The organism is Flammeovirga sp. EKP202, from assembly GCF_014534745.1.
GTDB lineage: Bacteria > Bacteroidota > Bacteroidia > Cytophagales > Flammeovirgaceae > Flammeovirga.
In genome coordinates this window covers 25,288-51,901 of record NZ_JACVVP010000009.1, presented here as the reverse complement: position 1 = coordinate 51,901, position 26,614 = coordinate 25,288, and the positions used below count along the sequence as shown (strand labels likewise).

The window sequence follows — 26,614 nt, the reverse complement described above, 5'->3', positions numbered from 1 at the left end:
TTCATCCTTCTTTGGAGAATACATCAATTCAGCCTTTTCAGCTCCTGAGCATAAATATTATCTTCCTTTGATGGACTAACCTCTAACGCTTCAATAATTATTCCTTTTAAGAATTCAAATTCGTAATACTTTGACAGAATTGGCTTTAAATGACTCATTTTTTGGAGGGCCATAGAAGAAATCACCCAACCTTTATATTCATCTTCCCACTCCTCTAAAAAATCGATAAGTTTAGATTGTAATTTATGATCACACTCAAAATTTGCTAAGATCTGGATTGACATTATCTGTTCACTTCTGGAAGTGGAATGCATGTACTTCCAACAAGATTTTTTGACAGCATTTGTGTCATATTCTACATATCTATCAATCAAAATATCTAGGGGTAAACCGCTAGATGATGATGACAAAAGCTGAAATAAATCATCGGAAGCTTCTTGAACTTCATTTGTCATTAAAGTAGTAGCACAACAAGTTTTAAGCAAAGAAGATTCATCAGAATGAAGTCTTTCAATTAAAACATCATCAAAATTATGATCTTTAGCGACACCAATCAATCTATAAGCAAATACCCTTTTGTTCTCATTAGGAGAATTTAAAAAAGTGCAAATCGAGTTTTTATATTCTGGACTATTTCTTACGAGACTTAAACCGTTTGAAATGGGGTAATCTTTCAAAAGATGATCAATACGGAAAAAGTCGTCTTGACCAAATTCGTGATTGAGATTTGCACTTCTTATTTCTTTGATGAGTTTGTTTGATAAATCATCATTGGTTTCTATTAGTCTATTTTCAAAAATGGTGAATAGTAATATAGTTATTGACAATAGTTTCATTTGTAAAATAATTAGGTAATCGAAAATGTAATTATTAAAGTTGAATTCTGCAGATCGATTTTTTAATCCAACCGAATGGTAAGACAAAAACAGGGCACACATTTATCTAATAAGTACTAAGCCATAAATAGATCTTATTTAATTCTTGTCTTGGTACTTAATTATGCTAGTAAAGTAGTTAATTACCTACTGCATTCAAAGTCTGAATTTCATATTATTACCCCTCAAAAAAGAAATAAAATAAAAAAGGATCAAGGTTCCCAAATAATAGAAACACTTAATCCCAATTTACGCTACTGACCTAATATTTGATGATCTCTAAACTGTCAATAGTAGTTTTCCTTTCACTTTACCAGCTTGTAATTTTTCATGAGCTGCCTTCACCTCATCCAATGGCATTGTTTCATAAATTGGATTAATCTTACCCTCTTCTAACCATTGGAATAATTCTTTTAAACCACTTTCTACTAATTCATATTGATGATGATAAGTCGCATATAATTCAGAAAAAGAAATAGTTGGAGCCTTTCCGAAATGTTTAATACTTTCTTCCATTAAAGAGAAATCTCCAAACCCTGCCAAAAAGCCAAAAATGACGATATGTCCTAATGGTGCTAATAACTCTAGATCATCTTTCACTGAATTACCTACCACTGGATTGAACACATAATCAATACTATTTTCTCCTATTGCTTCCTTTACTTTTTGTTTCCAGTTATCATCGGAGGTATTGAACGCATAATTTGCACCCCTATTTAAAGCATTCTGAACTTTCTCTTCTTTACGCTCCAAGGCAATGATGTTAAGTTTCAAAAGCTTTGAAATTTGAACGATTGCTGTACCTACTCCACCTGAAGCTGCATATATCAATACAGTTTTTCCTTCTTCAACTCTTGCCACATTTTTAAGCATATGATACGCCGTAAAATAATTTACAGGTAAAACGGCCGCTTTCAATAAATCAATATCATCATTTAGGACGATCAATTTATCCGCATCTACTAAGGCATATTCGGCATAAACAGAAGAACCAATCACTCCTAAAAAGGCTACCTTACTCCCCTCTTTGAGCCCTGTATTATTTGCATCTTCAATAATGCCCGCACCTTCTACTCCTGGTATAAACGGTAATTCTGGCATCATACCGGGAGGCATATTACCTTCTCTGATAATAGTATCAATAAAGTTAACTGGGGCGGTATGTACTTTTATTAAAACTTGACCTGCTTTTGGTGCAGGTCGATTGATTTCTTTGAGGGTTAATACTTCCGCTCCTCCTGTTTCAGTGATTTGAACTGCTTTCATGGCTATAATCTATATTTATTTGATGATACAAAAGTACCATACATAAGGCCATAAGGAGTAATACAAAAAAAGGAAGTTCTGTCACTTTTTACCGATGCTCTCTATATGCTTTAGGTGTGACATTAGTATGTTTTCTAAAAAAACGACCAAAATAAGAGGGCTGACTAAATTGAAGAGTATAACTTACTTCTGCAATGTCCATATTTGTATAGATCAACATATTTTTAGCTTCTAAAAGTATTCTGTTGGTAATATGTTCTTTCGCATTTAAACCTGTATATCCTTTTATTTTATCATTCAGATAGTTTGCCGTCAAGTTTAACTGTTCAGCATAAAAGGCTACTGACTTTTGTTCGATAAAATTATTCTCCACTAAACGCTTAAATTTTTCAACAAATTGCTTTTCAGACGTTTCCTCTACGCTATCTATCTGTTTACTAAAAATAATTTTACTTTTCTCTAATAAAGAGAGCAACAAATATTTTACTAGTTTAGTATTTTTCTTCTCTTTTAAAATGAATTTAAGAAGAGTGATAATTTCCTTTTTTTCTTCTCTATTGAGATGTACAAGGTTATTTTGAAGCGTACTGAAAAAAGAAAACTCTGATACAACATCAGTTACATGTGGCAATAAAATTTCAGGTGTAAAGAAAATCAGAAAACCTTTCATAGACTCCCCCCTCACAAAACTAAAAACATGTTGAGGAGACTGAAAAAACAATATATCACGCTGGCTTGAATGTACATTTTGATCGATATGCATTTCACCATCTTGCTGAGTTTCCAAAAAAATGATAGAATAAAAATCACGACGATGAGCAGAAACCATTTTATGGGTACCAGGATAAGTTTCTTCGTGTGTAAAAACATCGAAACCTTTATCAATTGGTGTTCTTTTTAAGCCAATAAACTGGTACAGCTCCTCAATACTAGATATGCTTTTGATCATTTTCACTTTCTTTTCAATCTACATGGTAAGAGAGAGTAGTTTGTTTAATCTATATTTTTCAAAATAGTTTTCATCAGTTGGTATTACTTCCTTTTCAGAAATATATTTCACAAATGCTCCATTTGTCAAATCATAAGTCCAAATAGTAGGATATACTTTTTCTGAACGATCAGTAGAAAGCCCTAAAATTGAAACTGTTGTTTTATTTTCCCAGTATGCTTCTTCAGGGAAACACGATGTTCCACACATCATCAATTCAATCGCCGAAGAATCTGATGTTAAAACGTTCACTAATTGAACTTTTATATCAATCTCCCTCCCTAAGTATTCTAAACTTCCATCGTCATTTTCTGCGATTTCCAACCCATAGCTATCCATATCAATATAATAAGTAGAATCAGGTGAATACATAAAGGTTTTGGAATACATTTTTTCTTCTTCCTCAAATAACCCATATCTCACTTCTTCTGGTTTGATTTGTAATGGCATTCCTTTTATATCAAATGCATCTGCTGTAATATGGTGAAAGTGAAGCCACTTCTCTTTGGAGCTTATAGGATCGTCTTGAGTTGAACCATTATTGATGTCATTACAAGAGATAATCAGAAATATTGTTGAAAGAAAAGTAAGAATGATTTGTTTGTTCATTTTAATGTACACTATTATAAAGAGATTAAAAATATACTAAGAGCCAACATTTTCATCAAAAATAGCAGTTGATGAGCTTATGACAAAAAAATATAATCGGTAGATGGTAGAAAACAAGCACAAATACATTGAAAAAACACAACAAAATAAAGGTATAGTCAAATTTAAAACAGAATAAATAAAAAAAGGAAACATTGTTACCTAATGAACGTTAAGTAATTTTGTAACACTGTTACACTGTAGTACATTTGTAACACATCAAAGGAAAAACATGAAAACATTAAAGAAAAAAACAATACAATTTAGGGTAACTCAAGAGGAGTTTGATAGCCTAAAAGAAATAGCTTGGAAGAAAAGAACTAATGTTTCAGAGATCTTCCAGCATTTATCAAAAAGAGTAATCTCATATTACAGTAATAAAGAATACTAGAATAAAAAAGTCATATCATTCAAAAAAAATTTAAGAAAATGAAAAAAACAATTACAATTTTAGCAGCATTAGTAAGTTTAATTCTTTCAGGATGTGGAAGTAAAATGATTATTACTCCGGATAATCAGTCTATTACAACTTTAGAACAGTGTTCAACAGTAGACAATGCAGGCACAAGAAGAGTAACTATTTATCAAATCAATGAAAACGTCACTGAAAGCGATTTGAATCAAACTTATCTTGAAGAAAGTATAGAGTATGCTAGTATTTATGTGACTAATGGTCAAAATCAAGAAGTTCAATATGAAATTGCGGGTATTACTTTATTGCAGCTTATTGAAAATGCAAACCTTGAAATAAAGGACCTTAATCTTGATTATTTCGAGTGGATCGATACACCTGATGGTAATAGAAATATTCAACTTGTTATTAAAGCAATTCACTTTGAAGAAGAAGAATAGACTATTTTCATTGTCTACAATCTATTTCAATGTGTTGATACAATTAATTGCTATTTCAATACATTAATGTATCACCCTATTTCTTATCTACAATTAATGGTTAAGGTTTCTTTTACTATGCCTTCTCAATCATTAAATCTATTGAGTCTATTATCATGAAAAAGCTATTTATCATATTATTTACTTTAATTTCTATTCATTCTTTTGGTCAATCAGAATGGAGAACACCTGACAAATCTCTACATAAAGCTGTAGGATACACAATTGGAGCAGGTTCTTATCTTACTTTATCTGCAATTCCTAACATTAAACCAGAAGAAAAATTAATCATTTCAGTCGGCGTAACTACAATTGTTGCAACATCAAAAGAACTTATGGATATGACCGAGGAAGGTAATAAGTTTTGTTCTATTGATCTTTGGAAAACAGCAACAAGAGGTGCTATCGGAGCAGGTGTATTGTATGGAATTGATAAAATGTTCTTTCAAAAGAAGCGTAAGAATCGAAAAATTAGATTATCAGTCAACGGCTATCAATTCTAAATTGAATTACAATATTTTACCTCAATTTTAAGGAAAACTTAAATTAAAAAGGTCTGAAAGAAGTGTTTTTTGTGAAGAACTTCTTTCAGACCTTAATTGCCTAATGGCTAAAATCTTTATTAATGCTATTCTACCTCAGTTGATAAGTTCTTGAAGAGACTAATATCTTTCATACAGAAATACATAGGTGTTTTAAAGTCACCTTGTGGTCTATCTGCGGGATCAGATGAAGCCATATCAAACGTTAATTTTTGAACCACTCCAAGCGAAGATAAATCTACTTTTTTCCATGTATCTAAAATCTCTTCTCCTTCAGCTAGGAAAACTTCAATGGTTCCAGTTTCTTGTCCATTCACATCCCATCCTTTTACAATAATTTTAAACCAGTCTCCCTCTTCAAATTTTTTGGCGATATAATCCCCTTTTGTCATACTTAAATAACCGTATGCGTTATTGGTGAAAGAGATTGTATTCACTTGTACAGGCTCTACAAATGCTAAACTATCTGGATTCCATGTTGGGCCAAAAGATTTTGGTGCTTTATACATTACAATATATTGTTCTCCATCTTTGACCGGTGCAGGATATGCTGCATATTGAACGTCCAATTGATTTGCAGGATAGTTATCAGGATCAACCGATGAAGCATCGTAGTTCGATAAACCAAATCCAACGATAGTCATCATATCCAAGAAGTTAAGATTACTAATTTTCACTTTCCCATCAATAATCTTCTCGTCATAACAGTCCAATTCATTGAAGGTCTCAAAATAATTCCCTCCTTTACCCCACCAAAAAGAATTTGTTGTTGTAAGTGTTCCGTCGTTTAAGTTTACCGTTTCATAAAGGCTTACCCACTTCGCTTTTAAGACTAAATCTTGAGTGATTATACTTTCAAAGTCGAATAGTTGATCCTCTAGATACCAACCGTCAAATACAAAACCTTCTTTTGTGGGAGTTTCTGGAGAAGTGACGTTTTGGGCTTCCTCTACTATAACTTGAGTCATTTCATTTCCATTATCAAAATCAAAAGAAACACTATACGTCACCTTGATTTTTTCCCATTGAGCAGTTAATGTAAAATCACTTTCTACCTCTACTTCAAAATCATATTTTTCATTGTCTTTTGTCCAATGAAGAAATTCGTGTCCTGCAAGTTCTGGATTAATTGGCTCTTTTACTTTATCGCCTTTAATGATCTCTTGTGCCAGAATTTCAGTCCCTCCGTTTGTTTCAAACGAAACTGTAAAAATATTTAGTTCTACGTCATCTTTAGAAGTACAGCCTGCGAATAAAAGAAGAGTACATAAAAGGATCTGATTGAAGAATGTGGATTGTTTGTTCATCATTTTTAAATTTTAGTATGTGTGATGAACTTCTAGGAATACTATAGGCATAACTTGCCCGTGAGGCAACAATATGATACTTAACTCCCGAAGTTTCATCCTTTTTTATTTACGCTAAGTAGGTCTCCTGACTTTGCTCTTTTCCTGAATTGCCTTCTCGTTAAAACAATGGCTTTGTAATTCAAGCATTTTGAGCTTTTACAGTTGCGGGTACAGTTCTGGATTCTCACCAGATTCCCTGTTCAAAGCGTCGTAAAAGTAGAAGGCTTATAAAGTATTAAAAATGACGGGCGTCAGTTTGCAATCTCAAGTTTATATAATAAATCTTAATTGGTTAATTTTTAGAAAACAACAACTACACTATGTTAAATCCATAGAGTTAGTTTTAAAATCTAAACTAAAAAAATGACACAATAATTATGGTATTCCTTTCATAATTGTGTCAAAATATTTTTCTATTGACATTAGTTATTTGATCACCAACGGTTCTATCTTCTTTGTACAAGGAGTCATTTCTTCAATATAAATCACGCCATCAAAGATGTTTAACCAATCTCTTCTTTCAACACCATGTTTTAATCCCTTCATAGAAAAGATTGATTTTTTACCAGAATAAGATTTAAAATCTAAGAAAGCCTGTTTGTAACCCAATGTTTGAAAGTCATTTTCAATACTCTTCTTATATGGCTTTTTGATTTCATAATTAAACCTTTTACTCGTTTGATTAGTCCAGCCTGTACTTCCACTAAATGAAGTAAAACCTATACTGTAGATTTGATCACCTAGTGCTTTGTATGTCTCACCTCCAAGCGTGACCGTTTTCTTTGATAAATTTCTAGCAATATGAAAATTATGAGCCCAAACTATAATTTTTTTGTCCTTAAAACGCTTGTTCGACAACCACAGTAAATTATCGGCCATGTACTTATCACGAGTATTTAGTGTTTCTCGCATATTGGGTGCAACTCTCATTTTTGAGTAACCAATTAGACTATGTAATTCTTGCTTCCAAAAATCATCTCTAGGATAAGAGGAATACAATTGATCCAGTTCTTTAAAATAAAATTCTAACTCCTCTTTTTCTAGATTATTGGCATTGTTGTTTTCAACCAATACATCAAAAACACTAAAGAACTGTTCTTCATTCGAAACTTTTAAATTATTTATTTTCAAAAACTCCCTGAAATCAGAAGCGTAATCTTTGGTAAAATAGGTTTGCATATCAAACCCCGAAATGAAAAGTGGGTTTTCCGTTTTTAGTGAGTTTTCCAAGTAAGAAAAAATTGGTTCACACTCTCCGCATCTCGTCCATATAGGAAAGATATCCTCATAGGCATCCTCAAAATTGAAAGCATCTTTTTCAAAGGCACCATGTAGCTGATAAAAGTTACTTTCAAAAGCGATTACATCAAATCCACACTCTTCATGTAAATATTTGACAAGCCTAGCTTTCATCAAAAAAGTAGAAGCATCACCATGATCTTGTTCTCCAAGTAAGACTATTTTCGCATTTCCAATGGCATTCTTAACTGCTTTTAAATCTTCATTTCCATCATAATTGATATCAATAGATTTGATCTCTTTTGTATTGTTTTTCAAATACTCTTTGATCTCTTTTTGGGCTAAAAGCTGAAAAGAGATTAAAGTAAACGTCAGAATAAATAGGTATTTCATTTAAGAGTAAAATAGGGTTTAGTTTTATACATTTATTTGCTTATCTATTATTCTGACAGTGAATTAGGTTGAATGGTTTGAAAAACCTTTTCAACTATTTATTTTTTCTTACCTTCAATTTTACTTCTATCAAACTTCAAGTTTTTACTGTAACCTACTAAAATTCTATGAAAATTATTATTATTATAGTCAGCATCGAATGTGTAGAAGTATTTCACAAAAAAATTATTATCTGCATTTAAATGAAGATTCACATTCATACCTGATTTAAATAAAAATGATTTTTTAGTAGTTATGCTTTCTAATTCATCTATTGCTGTATGAGTATTATTTCTTTCTCTCCCATCTACAAAATATAACTCATCACTCCTTAAATTATATAATGAATATTGAGCAAACATTTCTACATTCCATCTTTCATCATTCATATACAAAACTTTACCTATTAATGAATGTTGAAATGCTGATGCTTTAACTTCTTTATAATCATTAGGTATAATAGATAATTCTCCATCATCATTTTGAGAATATTTATTTCCATTAGCTTCAAAATAATCAAATTGAGAGCTGTACAAACCTGAAACTTTCAATTTAAGTGCAGGCATTGTGAAACTTGCTAGATTAATTTTTGCACCAACTGAATATTTGGTATTTTGTTTAAAGCTAATCACATCAGTATAATACGTTGTTGAATTATTCGACTTTACAACACCGTTTAAAATAAAGTCGGTGCTTTTTGTTGATGAACCCAAGTCAATCCACTTAAAGTAAGGTGTCACTTCCTCTAAACTCATAATATAGAAATGCTCTTTTGGAAAAACAGTTGAATATAAAGGAATATCTTTTTCTAATTCCAATTGAACGGCACCCACTGGGTTATTTCCTACAACAGCATTTACATCAGTGAATACCTTGATCTTAAACAAATTTGATGTTTTCTCTTTTAACAAATAATGTTTACCTGGCTTTTTAACATATGTCCCTGCTAGAGGTGCATAGTTTGATCTAAAAGGCATAAAAACAGGATTATAATCTATTACAGCATCCAAAGAAATTTCAATATCTTGAGTTAAGTATAAAGACATTATTTTCAAGCGTCCATAATCTTTCTTGGTGGAAAATGATAATGGATACTTATTTTCAAAAACTAAGTTTTCCATCTCTATTGATTTTTGAATTATATCAATTTCCTTAAGATAGTTTTGGTATTGTATTATCTCACCAGTACTTTCTTTTCTCTTAGGTTTTTCACAAGCAATATTACCATTACCATCATCTTTTAATATCTTAATTTGTTGTTCAAGAGAAGTTATATCACTTTTATTATTTCCCTTTTTTCCTTTTTTCGATTGTACTTGTAATTTATTTAATTCTAATAGTAAAGAGTCATATTTTGAATATTTGTCTTTTATGATTTCTAATATCTTTTGTTCTAGAATTGATAATGTTTTTTTAAGTGTATCATTTATTTCAACCTTTAATCTTGCATTGATTATCTGATCATCATTAATTTCAAATGTAAAATTATCTATTTTAAATTCTACTTTCTCTCCCCCAAAGTCTATTTCTATTTTATCTTTAACATAAAATTCTCCAGCAACAGGTTGGTCATTCATTTCTACTTTAGTTAATTCATTATAGAGTTTAATTATCTCTAAATCTTCCAAAGAATTAATTGAATCATTAGTAGATTGTGAAAGGTGATTTTTTAACGTATAATAATCTAACGGTTTAATTTCAAAAGCCTCATCACCAATATTAAGTTCATACAAACCAGTTTCTCCACTTGAATTACTTCCCTGATAGTAAATCAATTGAACTTTTTTTATTATTGATGCACTAATAGAACTATTATAAAATTTATATGCTGAATTTTCAAATTTTAGAACTTGACCAAAAATGTTTGTCGTAAATAAAAGAATGATAGACAAAATAAAAGCTTGTTTCATAGTTTGGTTTTTAGAATTTTGAATAGAAAAATATTGTAATTATTTGATAATAAGAATTTTCACATCGCTATACTTTCAACGAGTTTTCAACTTAAGTAGCAATAATATTAGTGCCAAACTTCTAATTCAATTATAAATATTTCAAGCTTATTTTTGAGGTCTTATGTTTCTTTTGAAGTGAAAAATAAATAACTATTACCTATAACACTCAGAAGTGTACTTCCTTTGCTCACAATTAAATTAACACTACCACTTTTATCTATCTAGTATCAATGTAAACTCATTTCTTGAACTAGTTACCTCAATAACGACTGATAATCTTTCTCAATAGTTGCTTTTTGAATAGCATAAACGTTATTCGGGTCTCCATAAAAAATATTATAAACCACCTTTTTATACCCCCAAGTATATTCCATTGGAAACCTCCAATTGGATTTAATCTGACACCAAGAATTGTAATTTAATGTCCCTACCTTCTTTTTAATTTTCAATGGATTCCAAAAACTAATTTCAAGTGTATTGTCTGTTGTTTTATTGATTTCCAACTGTTGTTCTCTTAACTGATGTTCATTCAATACAATTGACTTTTTAATAATTGGAGATTCAAAACATCCCTCTTCAAAAATTGTTTCCTGAAACACAATAGTATCAGTAGAATCAATTGGCTCAATTGGCAATATTTCTGGAACACTATTTCTCAAGGTGGAGTGAGGAAAGCCTCTGCTTCTTTTCATCCAATTGGTTTGTATTTTTTGAATGTAGATAATCATTTTAGTTTACTCTAGTTCAAGATTGAAAATACATATTTGATCGTCAGTCTGAATCAAAACTTAAAAACAAAGTAAAATCAATGTCTGACAACAATTATAGGATAAGTTATAATTTTCAATTTTTGTAATGAAAGATCTTAAAATTTGTAAATCATTGAAAAATATAATGGCTTCTTCTGCAGAATCATTTTTTATTTATAATTAAGCCATAAATTGTGCTGAAATTTCAATGAAGGAATAATTAACAATTATCTAAAATGAACAAAACATCAATTTTTACAGCCTTAATCATGGCATTGATTGTGTCTATTTCTTTTACAGGATGTAAAAGCCAAAAGAAAATTGCGGAGGAGAAAGCGCAAGCAGAATTACTAGCCAAAACAAACAAAGCACAAGCTGATTTAAAAGCAATGGTCGGTAAAGAGTATGCTACTCTTGATGAAGTGACTGCCGATGAAGCTCGTTTGGAAGAAATTAAATCTTACAACTTAGAAGATGCTGAAGTAAAGGAATTAATTGGACAGGTGGAAAAAAATCTTCAATTGTCTCGCGAAGCTTTAGAAAAGAAATTAGCAGCGGAACAAAAAGCAAAAGAGGAAGCTCAAAAAACAGTAGTGGAAGAAGCTCAGAAAAGAGACATTTACTACTTATTAGATAATATTGCGGGATCAGGTTCTACTCAAGAAGGGAACTTAATGATCACTGAAGCAATGGCTATGTTTGCTTCTCCTGACGTTCCTGTTTTAATTGAAATTTATAATGATGGTGACATTGTAGACTACGACAAACCTACAACTGCTCAAAAGTACTTAGAATACCTTAAGGACGTTAACCGAAATCCTGACCAAATCAAAGAATTTAAAAAGGATGCCAACGGTAAAATCACTGAATTAATCTTAAAGAAAAGATAATCCATGAAATCTCTTCAGTATCTTTTATTCTTCGTTTTTCTATTCTCTATCTCAAGCTACTGTAATGCACAAAGTAGTGCAAAGGAAGTATTAGCCACTAAACTCAACGCAATATTTGAGGACATTTCAGATAGAAAAACCCCTCCAAAAGAGGTGGGACGTCTGATTGATTATGCTAATAGTCTTTTTGCTCCTAAAGCAAAAGTGGAAGTAGACTATTTGGGAACAAGTTTAGACGATAAGTTATACAGCCCTCGAAAATATTTGATCAGGGTCAGTAAAATGCCTGAACATGGCATCATTATCAATGCGAAAGATATTGAAGGTATTGACCACAAAGGTCGGATTACAGGTTTAAAAATTATTGAAATCATATAATTATGAATACTATAAAAAAATTAAGTATCCTATTTTTCTGCTTGATCGGACTTCAAGCTTTTGCTCAAGATGCACCAAAAGAGGAACCTCCAATGCCTCCTGCAAGAAAAGCAGCCATTGACTCTTTGTCTCTTGAAAAAGTACACGATTTAAGTAAATACATCAGTAAAATTGGTGACAAAGAAACTTCTTTCTCGGAAGCGAATAGAGTAATCGAGAGAGCTTTGGAGCTTTTTGTAGAAGATGCTCAAATGGGTGTTTCTACGTTAGGAAAGAAACAAGTGAGATACTTTGGAATCCGTAAGTACTTAGAGCGTTTAAATAAATTAAACTACAAGTCTGTCAATATCGATTGGTTTGACATTCAGTATATTTCGGATCTTGAAAAACAACCTGATGGTCGTTATGTAGGGGTAATCACTATTTACCAAAAGTTTACAGGTGTAACTGAAGACGGTTTAGTGTACAAAGACATCACTAAAAAAGACATCACTGTCTATGTGGAGCGTAAAACAACACAAATCGGTGGTAGAGAAATTGGTTTCTGGGATGTACTATTAGGTGACATCAGAGTATCAGAAACGAAAAAAGGTTAATAAAAATTAGCATTAATAAAGCTTGGTTGGTATGATATTGTTAAGACGATAACATAGCAATCAAGCTCTATTCATATACATGAAAAAGTTATTTACACTATTTTTTTTACTCGTTTGTTGTCAAATGAGTTTTTCCCAAACAATAGGGAATTATAAAGGGGATGAGTCCAAATTATATGCGGAGACCAAACAGTTTACGCAGTTTATGAAACGATTCAACAACGAAGAAGACAAAAACGGACAACCCTACCCTACAGGCTCTTATAAATTTAGAGAAAACACTTACCGAAAAAGTTATCTTGAAATATTGTTTGATGGGCAAAACACTGGTATTTCTCGTCAAATGAAAAATGATTTCATTGATGATGTAACCAATTCAAAATCTCCAAAATACATTGAGAAATATAATGGTGAGTATTTTGCAGAAGTAAATTCAAGATTTTTATACAATGGACGTAATGTCAACGTTACTTTGTATATGGTCAAAGAACTCGATAGTTTAGGTTTCAAATGGGCTATTTCAAAAGTTCACTCTGAAAACTGGAATGCACTATTCAGCGACAATGACCCTAAAAGAAACTTCCTTCACCCAATGAGTCATGAAATTGACTTTATGAACTTGCATAGGGCTTTTGGAGATAAGAAGGAAGTACAAGACTATGCTTCAAAAGGATATGAAGTAGACTATACCAGTATTCTTTTCTATTTAATAAAAACGGGCGACTTGAAATTTGTAACAGTTGAAAGTATCAAATTTCATATTTTCCAAATTCATGGGTGGTATTTTACTGTTGAAAAATTTGAAAGAGATTCTTATAACTCTGGATGGTTGATTTCACAATTAATGCCACTGAAAGAAGAAGATATAGAAACTATGAGAAAGTATGTTCTGCATAAGAACTAATCTATATCTTAATTATTTAAATGTTGATTTTTAGTAAGTAAACCATAATTAAAGATGCGAAACGGGTATCTTATTTTTCTAATGCTCTTGCTCTTTGGTATTTCTGCACAAGTAAATGCTCAAGATGGTCAAGAAAATGATATTCCTGCCGAGAAACTCAATCAATATAAATCTGAAGCCAAAGATTTGGTGATGTATTTTGAAGGGATGCTCAATGATATTGCAGGTGAAGACTATACTAACCAAGAAAAAGGTATTATTATCAATGATACTTATTTAAAGGTTTTTGCTACTGACAAAACTCAAATCGAAGATGATTTAGATCCAAATCGTCAAGTAGTATCCAACAAAGATGCTCAGGCTTATTTAAAAGATGTTGACTTCTTTTTTAAACAAGCTAATTTTGAGTTTATCATCGAAAACATTAGCCATAGTGTTACTAATGAAGGCGTTCTTTATTTTACAGTAACACTCACTAGAAAATTAGAAGGCATCACTGTAAGTGGTGATACGCTTGAAAATTCAATGGAACGCTTTGTGGAAATCAATCTTGATCCTGAAGAATTAGATCTTAAGATTGCTTCCATCTACACTACCAAATTAAGCCAAAAAGAAGATATGGCTTTATGGTGGAATAAACTTGATGACACATGGAGAGGAATTGTTGGAAATGGTATTACACTTGAAAACAACATTCCATTAAGAGAAGTGATTTCTGTGATTGACACAGTAATGATTACAGAAAATGATAGTACTGTAGCATTGGATGAAAGTATTTTCAAACATCTTGAAAACTTCCTGCAAAAAACAGAATTAGACGTTTCTTTAAACCCAGTTATCATTGATTTGGCTCCGCTGAGTAAATTAAGAAGTCTAGAGGAATTAAACATTTCAGGCACTGGTGTCAATGATTTGTCTCCTATCAGAACCTTGACCAACTTAAAGTCATTAAAATGTGAGATGACAGGTATCAACTCATTGGACCCATTGATTTATTGTACAAATATTGAAGTATTAATGATCAATGACACACAAGTAGAAGATATTACTGTTGTTGAAAACTTCGAGAATCTTGAAGAATTATATTGCTTCAATACTACTATTTCAGATATTTCGTCTCTTGAAGGACTTGAAAAATTAAAAGTAGTTTGGGCTAATGACACACAGATTGCTTCGATTGATGCTTTAAATTCATGCAAGTCACTTCGCTCATTGGACATTTCAAACACTCCTATTACATCAATTGACGCTTTAATGGGGTTAACGAACCTAGAGCAGCTAACAATTGACAAAACAAATGTAAGTGACCTCTCTGCATTGGGTAGCACTAAAGCTCTAAAAACGCTATCTGCTGATAAGACTCAAATCAATAGTCTTTCTCCTTTAAATGCTCTTGAAAACTTAGATAGAGTTTATTGTGATGAAACAGGTATCAATACCTCAATTGCACAATCGTTTATGCGTAAACATCCAAATACATTAGTGGTTTACGGTTCTAACCAGCTTAAGGAATGGTGGAACGGTATGTCAGATGTATGGAAGAAAGTTTTATTGGCACAAGCAGGTTTATCAGGCAATCCTGAGAAAGAACAATTACAACAATTGGCAAACATCAAGGAGATTGATCTTTCAACTACAAACGGCATCCAAAATCTTGAGCCTTTAAGTTTCCTTGTCAACCTCGAAAAATTAAATGCTTCAAATACGGGTATCAACTCATTGGACCCATTAAAAAACTGTCCAAATCTATCAGTTCTTAATGTAAGTAATACCAATGTGAATTCCATCGAAGTATTGGCAGAGTTGAAATTATTGAAGAGAGTCACTTTAGACAATACAAAAGTAACAGATCTTGATCCGTTGGCTTCATTACCTAAATTATCTCGTCTAAAAATCAATCATACTCCTGTTAGTTCAATTTCCTCTTTAAGAAAATTGAGCTCATTGAAAACTTTAGAAGCGGATAATACTCAATGTAGTGACGCTACTATTATCAATTTCTCAAAGGAGAGTTCTGCTCAAATTATCTTTAGAACTGACAAATTAACTACTTGGTGGGATGGCTTAAATGCTGAATGGCAAAAAGTTTTTGATCAGCAAGCAAAAATAAAAGGAGATGTACCTACAAAATATGAGCTTCATAAAATTAATATCATTGAGGAAATTGATTTAAGTAATCATAAGGTAATTAAAGATCTTTCTCCACTAACAATGTTATACAAATTGAAAGTGCTAGATATTTCTTTCACTAGGATTACAGATCTTCACCCTATCAAAAATATTTCTACACTGGAGAAATTATCTTGTGATAATACTCCTATTTCAGATATCTCTCCTGTTGCTACTTTAAAAGGCATCAAGGAACTAAATATCTCCAATACTATTGTCACAAAATTTGATGCTCTAAATGGCCTAAACCAGATTCAAAAACTGAAAGTTTCAGGTATTGTAAAAGTGAAGAACATCTCATATGTTTCTAATATGAAAGAGTTAACTTCTTTTGAATGTTACAACACAAGTGTCAACAACTTGAAGTATTTGGTAGGGCTTCCAAAACTGAAGAGTTTGAAATGTTACAAAACAAAATTGAATCAGAAAAAGGTAGATGCATTTAAAAGCAACATGCCAAATGTAACCGTAGATTTCTACTAATAGATCTCAATTTCAATAAAATATACGCCCTCTATTTGGTTATCAAAATAGAGGGCTTTTTCTTTGCATTATGGAAGGAGAAATTCAAAAATTTCAGGCTAGTGAAATCAACACTTTAAAAGGATTGGCAGGTGCAAAAATCAATGATGTCATCTATCATGTTTGGAGTAACATTGCCAAAGACAATGAAGAATACCAATGTTTGGATTGGTTAGAGCTTCGTTTTGAGGATAAAACAAGATTGACTTTTACTGCAGGTGAGGAAAGTGACGGGATCAAAATTGTTATCTTTGATATTATTGAAGAGCGAAAAAAACTGTTAGAGCAATTCCAAGGTAAAATTGATATCAAAAGCTTTAGAGTCATCAAAATGGATCTTTGGGCTGACGTTCTTCATGAAACGATCACTGAAGTAAAACTTTCAAAAATTAAGGAAGATTTCTACCTAAATGATGAGATGATTCTTGTTTTTGAAAATGAAAATCAACTGAAAATAAGACTTTCGGAAGAAGATGGACTAAAAGTAGAGGTTTTTGAAGACGAACCTCCAGTCATTACTTCCCTGGACGATTACCCAGAACCGGAAGAAGATCAATAAAAAATAAAGGTGACACAATGGTCACCTTTTTTTATATTCTAAAAGCCAGGCCAAATGATAAAGCAAACATCCTTCTAGCAAAATACCAATCGCCATTGATTTGAAGGGCTATATTATCAGCAATTCCTCTGGAGTATCCACCACCAAGGGCAAAGTCCGTTTGACTAACCAAAACACCTTTCATACTGAAATGGAAGTCAGGGACAAAGTAGATTCTATTACCTAAAATTAATGAGTGGCGTTCATTTAAAAACTCATACCCTGCAGTCAGTGACATATTACTACTCATAAAGTAATTCATTTCTGCATTGCCATAAAAAGTGGTCTTTCCATTACTAAATGCAGGACCAATGCTTCCTGATAATTCAATATTTCCTTGGTTCGAGTTTTGAGCTGATGATTCGTTAAGAAAAAAAGTTAGCAGTAAAGCTAATACTAATAAAAATCTCATAAATAATTGTTCCTAGTTTTAAAATGAGGTCAAAAGTAATGAAGTGAATTCTTAAAAAGAGCTAAGTTGAAGTTTATTAAGTTTTTTATTTCAAATTATTGAACATCAGACAATTGTTAAATATATAAACTTAAAATAACTGACAGTTACTATAAACTAGCTAAAATCAAGAACTAAATGTTTAAAATAATAATTTTTACTCTTATATTTAACATTACAATTAAATCAAACTTTTTTATCTAAGATTATATACTATCATGAAGTGGCTGTCTAAAGCAAAAAAGGACAGAGTCGTTTTTATCAATAATAAAACGAACGATGTCACCTATTTGCCTCATACAAAAACAAGGTCATTGAATAACCCTGAAGAACAGGTACAGTTAGAAACCTATTTATCTTTAATATATGAACATGGTTATCCAGCTGAAAATGTGAGAGTTTGTGTCCCGGTAAAAATGGGTTCTGCAACCAAGGAAGCAGATATTATTACCTATAACGACCCCGAAGGATATCAGCCTTACATGATTGTAGAATGCAAAAAAAAGGGAGTTCCTGAAAGCGTCTTCCAAGGAGCAATTGATCAAGGTTTTTCTTATGCGAGTGCCACTTTAGCAAAATATGTATGGACAACAGACGGCAATAAAAATGCTTATCATGAAGTATTAAGTGACCGTATCGGTGAACGAAAAAATAATATTCTTCCTTCTCCTCCGCCCTTTCAAGGCAGTAATAATTTTGGATTTAAATTTAAAACAGCATTATATCGTTTATTAAACGCCCCTTTTAGATTACTAGGAGGTTTTTTTAAGATTCCAAGTATTCAAAATGCATTAATCTACATAGGCATATTACTAACAGTGATGACCTTACTGACAAAAGTAGCCTTAAACAATATGCATAGTATTCTAAAAGTCTCAAATACACTTTGGATGGAATATGGAATGGATTTTTCTTGGATCTATTATGCACTTGCTTTTACGGCTCTTATGATAACTATTAGTGTTGGTGGTGCATTAAGTTTCATTCCTAACATGGGTAAAAACGCTTTGAAAAAGAAACAAATAATTTTACTTAGTATTTTTCTATTTATTCCTGTTTGGTTTGCCGGATCAGAGTTTACCAAGTCCTGGTGGAATTGGGAACATTACACAAATATGGAACATGTAATGTGGATGTTCATGGGGCCGCAATTGGCTATAGCTCCTATTCAATTAATATTATTTGCATTAATCCTCTCAATTTCAAATAAAAAGCCTAAACCTACTCCACAAAGAAAAAGATTAGCGAGATAGTCAATAATTGCATTTTTATTATTAAATTATAAATAAGAATTAGGAGAAACATAATTTTTAGCTTTTAGAAATCAGGAGGTTTCTAATGGTCTGTAAGGCACGAATGACACTAAATTTTTAACATTCATACCGGTAGATTTCCTACAAACGTTTAATTATGTTTCTCTCATCACTTTTATACAAAAATTATAAGAGTAGTTTTTTATTTTACTTTAGTATACCAATTATTAATGTTCATGCGCTCACTTGTACTATTTTTATTTCTACTTCCTTCGGTAGTTCTAGCTCAAGCTATTCAGTTTAAAAACTTGTCTATAGACAATGCTTTTAAAAAAGCGAAGACAGAGAACAAAGATGTATTTATTACCGTTTACACTTCTTATTGTGAAGCCTGTAATATGATGCAGGAAGAAATATTTGAAGAAAGGAAAGTAGGCCACTACTACAATCAACACTACATCTCGTTACTCATTGATGCCAACAGCCAAGAAGGAAAACAATTAGTTGATGAATATAAACTTCATGACTACCCTTCTTTCTTATTTATTGGGCAAGATAAACAACCTCTACATTTATTTGTGGGGAATATGTCTGAGAATGAGTTTATGAAAAGTACCAAAGAAGCAAAAGACCCTAATCAACAATTGTATACTTTAAAAAAGACTATAAATAAAAACTCATCAATTCAAGATCTGAGTGAATACATTTATGTGACCTATAGAGCATCAATGGAAGACCCTGAAATCTTGACAGCATTTTTGAATAAAATTGAACAAGACCATATTGAAATAAAAAAGATTTGGTTTGCTCTAAAAGAAGTGACCATCCATAATGGTTTACATTCGAAGGCATTAACTTATGTCATAAAACATGCAAGGGAAATTGAGAAACAATATGGTACTAAAGAGATCATTCAGACTATTAATGGTGCTGCAAAAGTTTCCATGCAACCTTACGTTGAAAAGAAAGATATTAAAGGTTGGCAGGAATTAATGACGTATTTGGAAAAAGAACTTGGAAAACAAGGTGAAACTTTAAATTGTGCCTACAACCCTACGTTTTACCTTAACATTGAAGATTATAATACCGCCTATTCGAAGATGCTTCAAGGAGTTGATATTTTAAAGGATAGAAATCAGGAAATCAAAGCATATCTTTATCGAAATTGGGCTTGGAATATCTACTATTATTATGACGAATCAGATAAAGTAAAAACGGGCTTAGACTGGATTAATGAAGCAATCAAAGTACATCCAACTTGTATGAATCTCGAAACAAAAGCAGGTTTATTATTTAAAAATAAAGAGTATAAAGAAGCTAAAGTTTTAGCAGAACAGGCAGTAGAATTGGAAAAGAAAGAAAATGTTCATGCAATGCTGGCACATACGATCCTTCAAGAGCTTGAAAGTATAGAATAAAAACGCATAAACAATTATTAATAAGAAATAAACGGCATCATTATTCATAATGATGCCGTTTTTGTATTTTGAGTTTCGATAAAATAACACCAATTAAACCTAATTGAATGACATGAAAGAAATTATTACTATACTTCTTTGTACTCTTGTTTTATGGAGTTGTTCGGAATCAAAATTTGAGGGTATTGACACACAATATCACACTTTATTAGAAAATGCAATTAATAAAGCTGGAGACAATAAAGTGGAAATCGAAAAGGCGATCAGTGATGCATCAAAAGAACAGAAAAACGGCATGGCTTACTTAATTTCATATATGCCGGAAAGAGATCTTAAAAGCCTTTCAGCTGCTTACCTGATCAATAATGTGGAATTAGCTTATAAAGCAAAAGCAGAGTTTCCTTGGGCTCAAAACCTTCCTGATTCTATCTTCTATAATGATGTTTTACCTTATGCATTAATGAATGAAAGAAGAGACGACTGGCGACAAGATTTCTACAACCGTTTTGCCCCTATTGTCAAAGATTGCAAAACAATCAATGAAGCGATCAAAGTTGTGAATGATACGATTATTGATGTCGTAAAAGTGAAATATTCAACAGAAAGAGAAAAGCCGGACCAATCACCTTATGAATCGATTGACCAAGGTCTAGCTTCTTGTTCTGGCTTATCAGTATTATTGGCAGATGCTTTTAGAGCTGTTGGTATTCCGGCACGCTTAGCAGGGACACCTAATTGGACCTTAAAGCAAGGAAACCACAACTGGAATGAGGTTTGGGTAAATGGACGATGGTATTTCACGGAGTACTACCCTTCTGGACTTGATCAAGGATGGTTCTTGGCTGACGCCGGTGTGGCCGATGTCAATAAGCCAGAAAACTGGATCTATGCTTCTTCATGGAAACCTGCTACTCATGCATTCCCATTAGTGTGGGACTATGACATCAAATATGTACATGCTCATAATGTCACAGATAGATATATTGGTCTTTGGAAGGCTGAAGAAGCAAAAAGAGCATCTCAAGGAAATAAAATCACCGTTCGTGTCAAGATGTTTAAAAATAAGGAATGTACATTAATTAGTGATAACAGAGTAGAAACACAAATTACTCTATCAAAAGACAATGAGATTATTGATAATGGCACTACTGCAGGGCCTACGAAAGATATGAATGATATTCTTGAATTCTATCTAGAAAAAGGCAAAAAATATACACTGACATACATGGATAGCAAAGGAATACCTTTTTCAAAAGATATTATTGCTGAAGATAAAGCCATGGATATTACTTTATATAAAACGATATAATGTAACCTCTGGACTTCTCTAGTGGTATAAAAAACATGAGTCATCCCTAATTAATATGACAATAATAATGGGATGACTCATGTTTTCGTTTATTCAACTATCTCCTTATTTCTCATTCAATCGTATAATGATCACCATCAATTTACCAACAAGAAAATAAAAGAATCCATATAAAGTGGCATGAGATGACACTTTAAGGCCAGCTGCTAACATCCCCATTGAAACACTTCCTACAGCTTCTATATGTATAAATGCACTGTACAAACCGATCAATTGAAAAAACACTCCTAATACAAGAGAAAATGTTGCTAGTTCACCTGCTGCTGAAAGTGCTCGTTCTGGAGTGATTTTTCTTGACTTTATATTGAAAATTCGAACCAAAAGTAATAGTAACATTACAACTCCTGAGATTGTTATTGTTGTCATGGCTTCAATACCACCTATGTAGAAAAACTCTGCTATTGCATTCATAAGTCTAATGATTAAAAAGTTAAAGAATACCCAAACTTAAACCGCTCTAAGATCTTAAATACAAAGTGTCGTTCAATGACCCTTTTTTATCGAAGGATAATCTAAAACTGTAGATTACTAATCGCTACAACTCTATTTATCTACGTACTTTGTCTATTAGTCTACAAAAAGGGAAATAATATCGACAATAAAATAATATCTCAAAAAAATTCCGAATATTTATAATATGACACAACTCAGGAATTTCATATCGCACCGTACAACTTTTGAAGTGATGTTTTGGGGATGTTCCTTCTTAATAAATTTCTTATTCTTAGGGCATTTCCATCAAGACTATTTTAATACATTTATATTTTGCTTATGCTGGTTTCCTTTTACAATTGGCTTCACTTTATATTTAAGCAATACACTCGTAAAGAAGTTTCTCATTCAGAAAAAATACTTTAAGTTTATTCTTTACTTGATATATGCTATTTTAGTCAACACCTATGTTCAGATGATACTTGTAATTGGCTGCCTTATTGTGTTTGCTGATCTTCAATACAATCAGATGAACCCCATCTTAAATGATTTTTCTGTACTTTGGTTTGTTCAGTTATTTATTTCTGCCATGTATACCTCTCTTGTTCAAATCAGAGACGAACAAGAAAGAAAAGAAACTATACATCAACTCGAAAAAGAGAAACTTGAAATAGGTTATCAGCTAAAAGAATTGGAGTTAAATACCTTAAAGGAACAAATACACCCACATTTTCTATTCAATACCTTAAACAATATCTACGGTTTGGCTATTGAAAAAAGTGATGACCTTCCAAAAGTGCTATTACAGCTGAGTGGTCTATTAGACTATTTGGTGTATCAATCTAAGGAAGATAAAGTAGCTTTGGCTAAGGAGGTAAAATTACTGCAAGAATATATTGCTTTGGAGCAACTAAGACTTGACGATCGTTTTCAACTGAATATGCATTTTGAAGGGATTAATCCTGAAATACAAATCACTCCCTTTTTGTTATTTCCAATGGTAGAAAATGCTTTCAAACATGGAATAAAAAAAACCAGTCAATCTGCCTATCTTAATATCATTACTGCTTTTCATGAAAACGAATTTATCTTTGAAGTTGAAAATAGTAAACCTCAACAAGTTGAATACTATAAATCTGGCGGAACTGGCTTAGAAAACTTAAAAAGAAGGCTAAATTTATATTACCCTAATCAACATCAATTTAAAATTATTCAAAATGAGGCTTTTTATAAAGCCATTCTTTCCATTCAATTATGAGCACTAGAGTATTAATCATAGACGACGAACCCATCTCCAGAAGAATCACTAAAAACTTTTTATCACAAATTGAAGGCTATGAAGTGGTTGGTGAAGCAGCAGATGCAAAAGTTGGATTTACTGAAATTGTACAAAAAGAAGTAGACCTGATTTTTCTTGATATTGAAATGCCGGAAATTTCTGGGTTAGATTTTCTAAGATCTTTAGCGAAACCTCCTAAAGTCATTATTATCAGTGCACATCGTGAATATGCTATTGAAGGTTTTGACTTGAATGTCGTTGATTATTTATTAAAACCCGTCTCGATGGAACGCTTCAAATCTGCAGTAGATAAATATGAGTCATTAAAAACGACCAACAGTATTGACTTCAAAAAGGTCATGGGTGACAATTTATTTATTAGAGCAGATCGTAAACACCACAAGATCAGCTTTAATGAGATTTTATACATCGAGAGTCAAGCGGACTATCTGATCATTTATGGTACCAATAATACAAAGTGGAAAACCAAAGAGACACTTTCAGCAATAGAAACTAAACTTCCTTCTACTTTTATAAGAATTCACCGTTCTTTCATTGTGAATATGGAACATGTAAAAGCATTTAATAGAGAACTTGTGGAAATAGCGGGCGAAGAACTTCCTGTCAGTAAAAGCTTTAGAGAAGTAGTTGTTCAATTTTTTGAAAATTAATACAAGACTTCTAAAGTAAAAAAGGTAGCCACTCTAAATTTAGAATGACTACCTTTTTAATTTGAGAATGGGATCAGTTTAGACCTTCACACCCATTACCGTAATATCATCACGTTGCTCAATTTCCCCAACCAAGTGCTGATCAAGAATCTCTTCTAGAGCTTCTTCTTGCTCTGCCATAGGTTTAGTTGCATTTGAAGCAATAATATCTTTCAATTTAAGAGAACCGATTTTCTCTCTATTCGCATTATTTTGATCAACATATCCATCTGTAGAAAGGTAGATAATATCTTCTTTTTGTAATACGATTGTATGTGCTGAGAACACTTTATTTTTTCTACTTGAGTAACCAATAGACTTAATATCACCCTGAATTACTTCTAACTCCTGTTTTTCTTGAGTGAAAACAAAGATTGGTCTCTTAGCACCTGAGAATTGAACATGCACGCCATCAGCTTCTTCTTTCATAGCAATTAGTGCAACGTCCATTCCATCATCATTCATTGAGTTCTCCTGCTGTAATGATTCTTTCACACCTACATTCAAGGCATTCAAGATCTCTACAGTATCCGTCACCCCTTTTACATTGACAATATCATTCAATAGAGTATTACCAATCATAGACATGAATGCACCAGGAACACCATGACCTGTACAGTCTACCACAGCAATAAATTTCATTACTGTTCCATTCACTTCTTTACGTTTGAACCAGTAGAAATCACCAGAAACGATGTCTTTAGAACGATATAAAATAAAGTGATCTTTAAAGTTTTCTTTCAGTAATGACTCAGAAGGTAAGATGGCATTCTGAATAGTTTTTGCATAACGCATACTATCTGTAATGCTCTTGTTCTTTTCTGATAATTCTTTGTAAGAAATGTAATTTGCTACAGCAATTGATGCATAAGATGCTAAAGCCTTTAAGTTCGAGATATTGATGTCTTTGTATTGATCAATCTCTTTTGCTTGCATGGTAATCACACCTAATACCTTTGTCTCCACAATTAGTGGCATATAGATAATAGATTGATTAATTCTTGTTGGCATTTTTCTTCCTTGAGGAATGTAAAGAGGACTTTCTTCATCAAAATTATTGATGATCAATTCTACCTCATTATTGAAACACCATGATGCTAAGCTGTAAGCATCTGAAACAGATACACTATAATAGTTTTCCAAACCAACATCAGAAACTTGATTTCTAAACTCAAGGCGTTTTTCAAACTTATTATAAATACCGATACCAAATGTATTCGCAGGGACCAGTTCCATTACACTCTCTTGTAAATCGAGCATATGTTTATCGAAATCTAGCGTTGCGGTAAATTTCTGACCGATATCTTTTACAGATAACATTTCCTCGTGTGATTTTACAACTTCCTCATTTGCCTTTTCTAAACGGCCAGTGATTTCTTGTAAATCATCACGTTGTTCTTTTAATTTTTGAGAGTTTTTATAGAAGAAGAAAATTAAGATTAGTGAAATTGCTGCTACTACGAAATAAAGCATTCTTTCCGTTTCAACTTCTTCTTTTTCCTCCTCTATCTGAACGATTGTTGTCTCTTGATTAGAGATTTGGTTACGCATTCTATCTAACATCTGTGATGTTTTATATTGTGCTTCCTCATATCTCAATTCATTTTCGATCAATGAATTTGTCAATCTTTCAAGGTAGCTCTCTAAAGATTTTTTATTCTTAGGATTAATATCTTTATCTAACTTTTCTGAAATCTTCTGAATTTCTTTTCTTAGGTTAGAACCATTTTCTTGCAATAATTGCTTCTCTGCTTCTAATGAATTGAATACTGCTTGGAAGTTTTCAGAATACTCCATATTCGTTACACCTTGCCCTCCATCTTCGGAACCATCTGAGATATAAACAAACATATAATTATCTTCATAATCATACTTTGTTTTAATGATTGAATAATCATCAATCTCAAAATTGGCTTCACTTAAAGAATCCGCATATACTTCAAATTCACCGTTTTTGTCTGTAATAAAGTTTTTCTCATTGATTCTCACGTTTAAAGAATCAGCAGGAGAAATATCCTCATCATATACAACAACGACTAATATTGGATCAACATAAATTTCGTCCTCTAAAGGTTTAGCCTGAACTTTCTTTGGTGTAGAAGTAGTTTTCTTGGCAACTTTCACCTCTTTTTGACCATTTTCTGATGGTAAAGTAATCGTTACCTTATTTACAGTAGCATTATATTTCGTAAAGTTTTTCTTGACTGGGTCACCATCTACTAAGAAGATTGTGCTATTCTGAACTTTGTAGTTTCGATCTACAATAAGTTGGAATGCTCCTTTGTCATTTGTTTTTACTGCGGTAAACTTCTGACCAGAAATTTTTACAAATTTACCACTGACAGGTTTTCCATCTTTTAGGACCACACCATCAATATATACCGGAGCAAAAGTAAGAAGTACTTTGATGACACCAGCACCTTCAAAGGCCCATGTTTGCATCTTATACCCTCTCTTTATGACATTAAGATTCCTAATTTTGGATGGATTTTCAGCTGAAAAAGAAAATTTCCCTTCAGAGTTAGTAGTAGCCACTTGCTTCCCTTCAAGATACACAATCGAATTGTATACCGGTTGTTGGTCTTCATCAATCACAACTCCTTTCACTACCTTATCTTGAGCTATAAGACCGAAGGTTGTTGTTAATAGTAAAAATAGAGTTAATATGTAACTTTTGCTTATTTGCTTCATCATTAGTAAGGATGAATGATAAA

25 protein-coding genes and 1 riboswitch are annotated in these 26,614 nt (G+C 32.1%); of the genes, 14 read left to right on the top strand and 11 right to left on the bottom strand.

All coding sequences use genetic code 11. The features are described from left to right. Positions 1–23: 23 nt before the first annotated feature. The 4 genes from IC221_RS07535 to IC221_RS07520 form a co-directional block, all read right to left on the bottom strand. Entirely contained in the window at positions 24–836 is an 813-nt protein-coding gene (locus IC221_RS07535; protein WP_188168370.1) for a hypothetical protein, read from the bottom strand. A 318-nt stretch (positions 837–1,154) separates the two neighbouring features. After that, positions 1,155–2,141 (bottom strand): zinc-binding dehydrogenase, encoded by a 987-nt coding sequence (locus tag IC221_RS07530; protein ID WP_188168369.1) that lies wholly within the window; start codon positions 2,139–2,141, stop codon positions 1,155–1,157. Positions 2,142–2,229: 88 nt separating this feature from the next. Then, the gene (locus tag IC221_RS07525) at positions 2,230–3,090 is read right to left on the bottom strand and encodes an AraC family transcriptional regulator (RefSeq protein WP_188168368.1); all 861 of its coding nucleotides are present in this window, start codon (positions 3,088–3,090) and stop codon (positions 2,230–2,232) included. An 18-nt stretch (positions 3,091–3,108) separates the two neighbouring features. Then, positions 3,109–3,738, bottom strand: a complete 630-nt coding sequence (locus tag IC221_RS07520) for a hypothetical protein (RefSeq protein WP_188168367.1) — start codon at positions 3,736–3,738, stop codon at positions 3,109–3,111. A 271-nt stretch (positions 3,739–4,009) separates the two neighbouring features. Between IC221_RS07520 and IC221_RS07515 the strand changes: the two genes are divergently transcribed. The 3 genes from IC221_RS07515 to IC221_RS07505 all read left to right on the top strand — a co-directional run bounded on the left by IC221_RS07515 (position 4,010) and on the right by IC221_RS07505 (position 5,171). Continuing rightward, complete coding sequence (locus tag IC221_RS07515) at positions 4,010–4,168, top strand: hypothetical protein (protein ID WP_188168366.1); 159 nt, start codon at positions 4,010–4,012, stop codon at positions 4,166–4,168. 38 nt (positions 4,169–4,206) lie between these two features. Beyond that, the gene (locus tag IC221_RS07510) at positions 4,207–4,629 is read left to right on the top strand and encodes a hypothetical protein (RefSeq protein ID WP_188168365.1); all 423 of its coding nucleotides are present in this window, start codon (positions 4,207–4,209) and stop codon (positions 4,627–4,629) included. A gap of 155 nt (positions 4,630–4,784) precedes the next feature. Next, the gene (locus tag IC221_RS07505; RefSeq protein ID WP_188168364.1) at positions 4,785–5,171 is read left to right on the top strand and encodes a hypothetical protein; all 387 of its coding nucleotides are present in this window, start codon (positions 4,785–4,787) and stop codon (positions 5,169–5,171) included. A gap of 125 nt (positions 5,172–5,296) precedes the next feature. Here the strand turns inward: IC221_RS07505 and IC221_RS07500 are convergent, their stop codons facing one another. The 4 genes from IC221_RS07500 to IC221_RS07485 all read right to left on the bottom strand — a co-directional run bounded on the left by IC221_RS07500 (position 5,297) and on the right by IC221_RS07485 (position 10,910). Then, positions 5,297–6,520 carry a DUF4465 domain-containing protein gene (locus IC221_RS07500; protein ID WP_188168363.1) on the bottom strand — a complete coding sequence of 408 codons (1,224 nt, stop codon included), beginning with the start codon at positions 6,518–6,520 and terminating at the stop codon, positions 5,297–5,299. A 96-nt stretch (positions 6,521–6,616) separates the two neighbouring features. Beyond that, positions 6,617–6,803, bottom strand: a riboswitch (cobalamin riboswitch). A 182-nt stretch (positions 6,804–6,985) separates the two neighbouring features. Then, a complete protein-coding gene (locus IC221_RS07495) occupies positions 6,986–8,191 on the bottom strand; it encodes an erythromycin esterase family protein (protein ID WP_188168362.1) in 1,206 nt (401 codons plus the stop codon). 98 nt (positions 8,192–8,289) lie between these two features. Beyond that, positions 8,290–10,140, bottom strand: coding sequence for a hypothetical protein (locus tag IC221_RS07490; RefSeq protein WP_188168361.1), 1,851 nt, complete (start codon positions 10,138–10,140; stop codon positions 8,290–8,292). Positions 10,141–10,436: 296 nt separating this feature from the next. After that, positions 10,437–10,910, bottom strand: coding sequence for a hypothetical protein (locus IC221_RS07485; protein WP_188168360.1), 474 nt, complete (start codon positions 10,908–10,910; stop codon positions 10,437–10,439). Between the two features lie 257 nt (positions 10,911–11,167). Between IC221_RS07485 and IC221_RS07480 the strand changes: the two genes are divergently transcribed. The 6 genes from IC221_RS07480 (at position 11,168) to IC221_RS07455 (ending at position 16,949) form a co-directional block, all read left to right on the top strand. Then, entirely contained in the window at positions 11,168–11,821 is a 654-nt protein-coding gene (locus IC221_RS07480; RefSeq protein WP_188168359.1) for a hypothetical protein, read from the top strand. A 3-nt stretch (positions 11,822–11,824) separates the two neighbouring features. After that, a complete protein-coding gene (locus tag IC221_RS07475) occupies positions 11,825–12,199 on the top strand; it encodes a hypothetical protein (protein WP_188168358.1) in 375 nt (124 codons plus the stop codon). 92 nt (positions 12,200–12,291) lie between these two features. Continuing rightward, positions 12,292–12,795 (top strand): hypothetical protein, encoded by a 504-nt coding sequence (locus IC221_RS07470; RefSeq protein WP_223241328.1) that lies wholly within the window; start codon positions 12,292–12,294, stop codon positions 12,793–12,795. A 124-nt stretch (positions 12,796–12,919) separates the two neighbouring features. Continuing rightward, positions 12,920–13,699, top strand: coding sequence for a hypothetical protein (locus tag IC221_RS07465; protein WP_188168357.1), 780 nt, complete (start codon positions 12,920–12,922; stop codon positions 13,697–13,699). A 54-nt stretch (positions 13,700–13,753) separates the two neighbouring features. After that, positions 13,754–16,351 (top strand): leucine-rich repeat domain-containing protein, encoded by a 2,598-nt coding sequence (locus tag IC221_RS07460; RefSeq protein WP_188168356.1) that lies wholly within the window; start codon positions 13,754–13,756, stop codon positions 16,349–16,351. A 70-nt stretch (positions 16,352–16,421) separates the two neighbouring features. Then, entirely contained in the window at positions 16,422–16,949 is a 528-nt protein-coding gene (locus tag IC221_RS07455; protein ID WP_188168355.1) for a hypothetical protein, read from the top strand. Between the two features lie 31 nt (positions 16,950–16,980). On the opposite strand, the gene IC221_RS07450 is transcribed toward IC221_RS07455, so the two are convergent. Then, positions 16,981–17,400 carry a hypothetical protein gene (locus IC221_RS07450; RefSeq protein WP_188168354.1) on the bottom strand — a complete coding sequence of 140 codons (420 nt, stop codon included), beginning with the start codon at positions 17,398–17,400 and terminating at the stop codon, positions 16,981–16,983. Positions 17,401–17,657: 257 nt separating this feature from the next. On the opposite strand from IC221_RS07450, the gene IC221_RS07445 reads away from it, so the two are divergent. The 3 genes from IC221_RS07445 to IC221_RS07435 all read left to right on the top strand — a co-directional run bounded on the left by IC221_RS07445 (position 17,658) and on the right by IC221_RS07435 (position 21,419). Beyond that, positions 17,658–18,692 carry a type I restriction enzyme HsdR N-terminal domain-containing protein gene (locus tag IC221_RS07445; protein ID WP_188168353.1) on the top strand — a complete coding sequence of 345 codons (1,035 nt, stop codon included), beginning with the start codon at positions 17,658–17,660 and terminating at the stop codon, positions 18,690–18,692. 236 nt (positions 18,693–18,928) lie between these two features. Further along, positions 18,929–20,110 carry a DUF255 domain-containing protein gene (locus tag IC221_RS07440; protein ID WP_188168352.1) on the top strand — a complete coding sequence of 394 codons (1,182 nt, stop codon included), beginning with the start codon at positions 18,929–18,931 and terminating at the stop codon, positions 20,108–20,110. Positions 20,111–20,222: 112 nt separating this feature from the next. Further along, positions 20,223–21,419, top strand: coding sequence for a transglutaminase family protein (locus IC221_RS07435; RefSeq protein ID WP_188168351.1), 1,197 nt, complete (start codon positions 20,223–20,225; stop codon positions 21,417–21,419). Between the two features lie 105 nt (positions 21,420–21,524). Here the strand turns inward: IC221_RS07435 and IC221_RS07430 are convergent, their stop codons facing one another. Next, complete coding sequence (locus IC221_RS07430) at positions 21,525–21,890, bottom strand: hypothetical protein (protein ID WP_188168350.1); 366 nt, start codon at positions 21,888–21,890, stop codon at positions 21,525–21,527. Between the two features lie 496 nt (positions 21,891–22,386). Between IC221_RS07430 and IC221_RS07425 the strand changes: the two genes are divergently transcribed. Next, positions 22,387–23,169, top strand: a complete 783-nt coding sequence (locus IC221_RS07425) for a sensor histidine kinase (protein WP_188168349.1) — start codon at positions 22,387–22,389, stop codon at positions 23,167–23,169. Then, positions 23,166–23,861: a LytTR family DNA-binding domain-containing protein gene (locus tag IC221_RS07420; RefSeq protein WP_188168348.1), complete on the top strand. Its 696-nt coding sequence runs from the start codon at positions 23,166–23,168 to the stop codon at positions 23,859–23,861. The genes IC221_RS07425 and IC221_RS07420 overlap by 4 nt, the downstream gene beginning before the upstream one ends. A 78-nt stretch (positions 23,862–23,939) precedes the next feature. On the opposite strand, the gene IC221_RS07415 is transcribed toward IC221_RS07420, so the two are convergent. Beyond that, the gene (locus IC221_RS07415) at positions 23,940–26,594 is read right to left on the bottom strand and encodes a GAF domain-containing SpoIIE family protein phosphatase (RefSeq protein ID WP_188168347.1); all 2,655 of its coding nucleotides are present in this window, start codon (positions 26,592–26,594) and stop codon (positions 23,940–23,942) included. Positions 26,595–26,614 lie beyond the last annotated feature (20 nt).

Excerpts from the sequence above, each read along its gene's own strand:
- IC221_RS07535 (WP_188168370.1), bottom strand. The coding sequence starts at position 836 with ATGAAACTATTGTCAATAACTATATTACTATTCACCATTTTTGAAAAT.
- IC221_RS07530 (WP_188168369.1), bottom strand. The coding sequence starts at position 2,141 with ATGAAAGCAGTTCAAATCACTGAAACAGGAGGAGCGGAAGTATTAACC.
- IC221_RS07525 (WP_188168368.1), bottom strand. The coding sequence starts at position 3,090 with ATGATCAAAAGCATATCTAGTATTGAGGAGCTGTACCAGTTTATTGGC.
- IC221_RS07520 (WP_188168367.1), bottom strand. The coding sequence starts at position 3,738 with ATGAACAAACAAATCATTCTTACTTTTCTTTCAACAATATTTCTGATT.
- IC221_RS07515 (WP_188168366.1), top strand. The coding sequence starts at position 4,010 with ATGAAAACATTAAAGAAAAAAACAATACAATTTAGGGTAACTCAAGAG.
- IC221_RS07510 (WP_188168365.1), top strand. The coding sequence starts at position 4,207 with ATGAAAAAAACAATTACAATTTTAGCAGCATTAGTAAGTTTAATTCTT.
- IC221_RS07505 (WP_188168364.1), top strand. The coding sequence starts at position 4,785 with ATGAAAAAGCTATTTATCATATTATTTACTTTAATTTCTATTCATTCT.
- IC221_RS07500 (WP_188168363.1), bottom strand. The coding sequence starts at position 6,520 with ATGATGAACAAACAATCCACATTCTTCAATCAGATCCTTTTATGTACT.
- IC221_RS07495 (WP_188168362.1), bottom strand. The coding sequence starts at position 8,191 with ATGAAATACCTATTTATTCTGACGTTTACTTTAATCTCTTTTCAGCTT.
- IC221_RS07490 (WP_188168361.1), bottom strand. The coding sequence starts at position 10,140 with ATGAAACAAGCTTTTATTTTGTCTATCATTCTTTTATTTACGACAAAC.
- IC221_RS07485 (WP_188168360.1), bottom strand. The coding sequence starts at position 10,910 with ATGATTATCTACATTCAAAAAATACAAACCAATTGGATGAAAAGAAGC.
- IC221_RS07480 (WP_188168359.1), top strand. The coding sequence starts at position 11,168 with ATGAACAAAACATCAATTTTTACAGCCTTAATCATGGCATTGATTGTG.
- IC221_RS07475 (WP_188168358.1), top strand. The coding sequence starts at position 11,825 with ATGAAATCTCTTCAGTATCTTTTATTCTTCGTTTTTCTATTCTCTATC.
- IC221_RS07470 (WP_223241328.1), top strand. The coding sequence starts at position 12,292 with ATGCCTCCTGCAAGAAAAGCAGCCATTGACTCTTTGTCTCTTGAAAAA.
- IC221_RS07465 (WP_188168357.1), top strand. The coding sequence starts at position 12,920 with ATGAGTTTTTCCCAAACAATAGGGAATTATAAAGGGGATGAGTCCAAA.
- IC221_RS07460 (WP_188168356.1), top strand. The coding sequence starts at position 13,754 with ATGCGAAACGGGTATCTTATTTTTCTAATGCTCTTGCTCTTTGGTATT.
- IC221_RS07455 (WP_188168355.1), top strand. The coding sequence starts at position 16,422 with ATGGAAGGAGAAATTCAAAAATTTCAGGCTAGTGAAATCAACACTTTA.
- IC221_RS07450 (WP_188168354.1), bottom strand. The coding sequence starts at position 17,400 with ATGAGATTTTTATTAGTATTAGCTTTACTGCTAACTTTTTTTCTTAAC.
- IC221_RS07445 (WP_188168353.1), top strand. The coding sequence starts at position 17,658 with ATGAAGTGGCTGTCTAAAGCAAAAAAGGACAGAGTCGTTTTTATCAAT.
- IC221_RS07440 (WP_188168352.1), top strand. The coding sequence starts at position 18,929 with ATGCGCTCACTTGTACTATTTTTATTTCTACTTCCTTCGGTAGTTCTA.
- IC221_RS07435 (WP_188168351.1), top strand. The coding sequence starts at position 20,223 with ATGAAAGAAATTATTACTATACTTCTTTGTACTCTTGTTTTATGGAGT.
- IC221_RS07430 (WP_188168350.1), bottom strand. The coding sequence starts at position 21,890 with ATGAATGCAATAGCAGAGTTTTTCTACATAGGTGGTATTGAAGCCATG.
- IC221_RS07425 (WP_188168349.1), top strand. The coding sequence starts at position 22,387 with ATGATACTTGTAATTGGCTGCCTTATTGTGTTTGCTGATCTTCAATAC.
- IC221_RS07420 (WP_188168348.1), top strand. The coding sequence starts at position 23,166 with ATGAGCACTAGAGTATTAATCATAGACGACGAACCCATCTCCAGAAGA.
- IC221_RS07415 (WP_188168347.1), bottom strand. The coding sequence starts at position 26,594 with ATGATGAAGCAAATAAGCAAAAGTTACATATTAACTCTATTTTTACTA.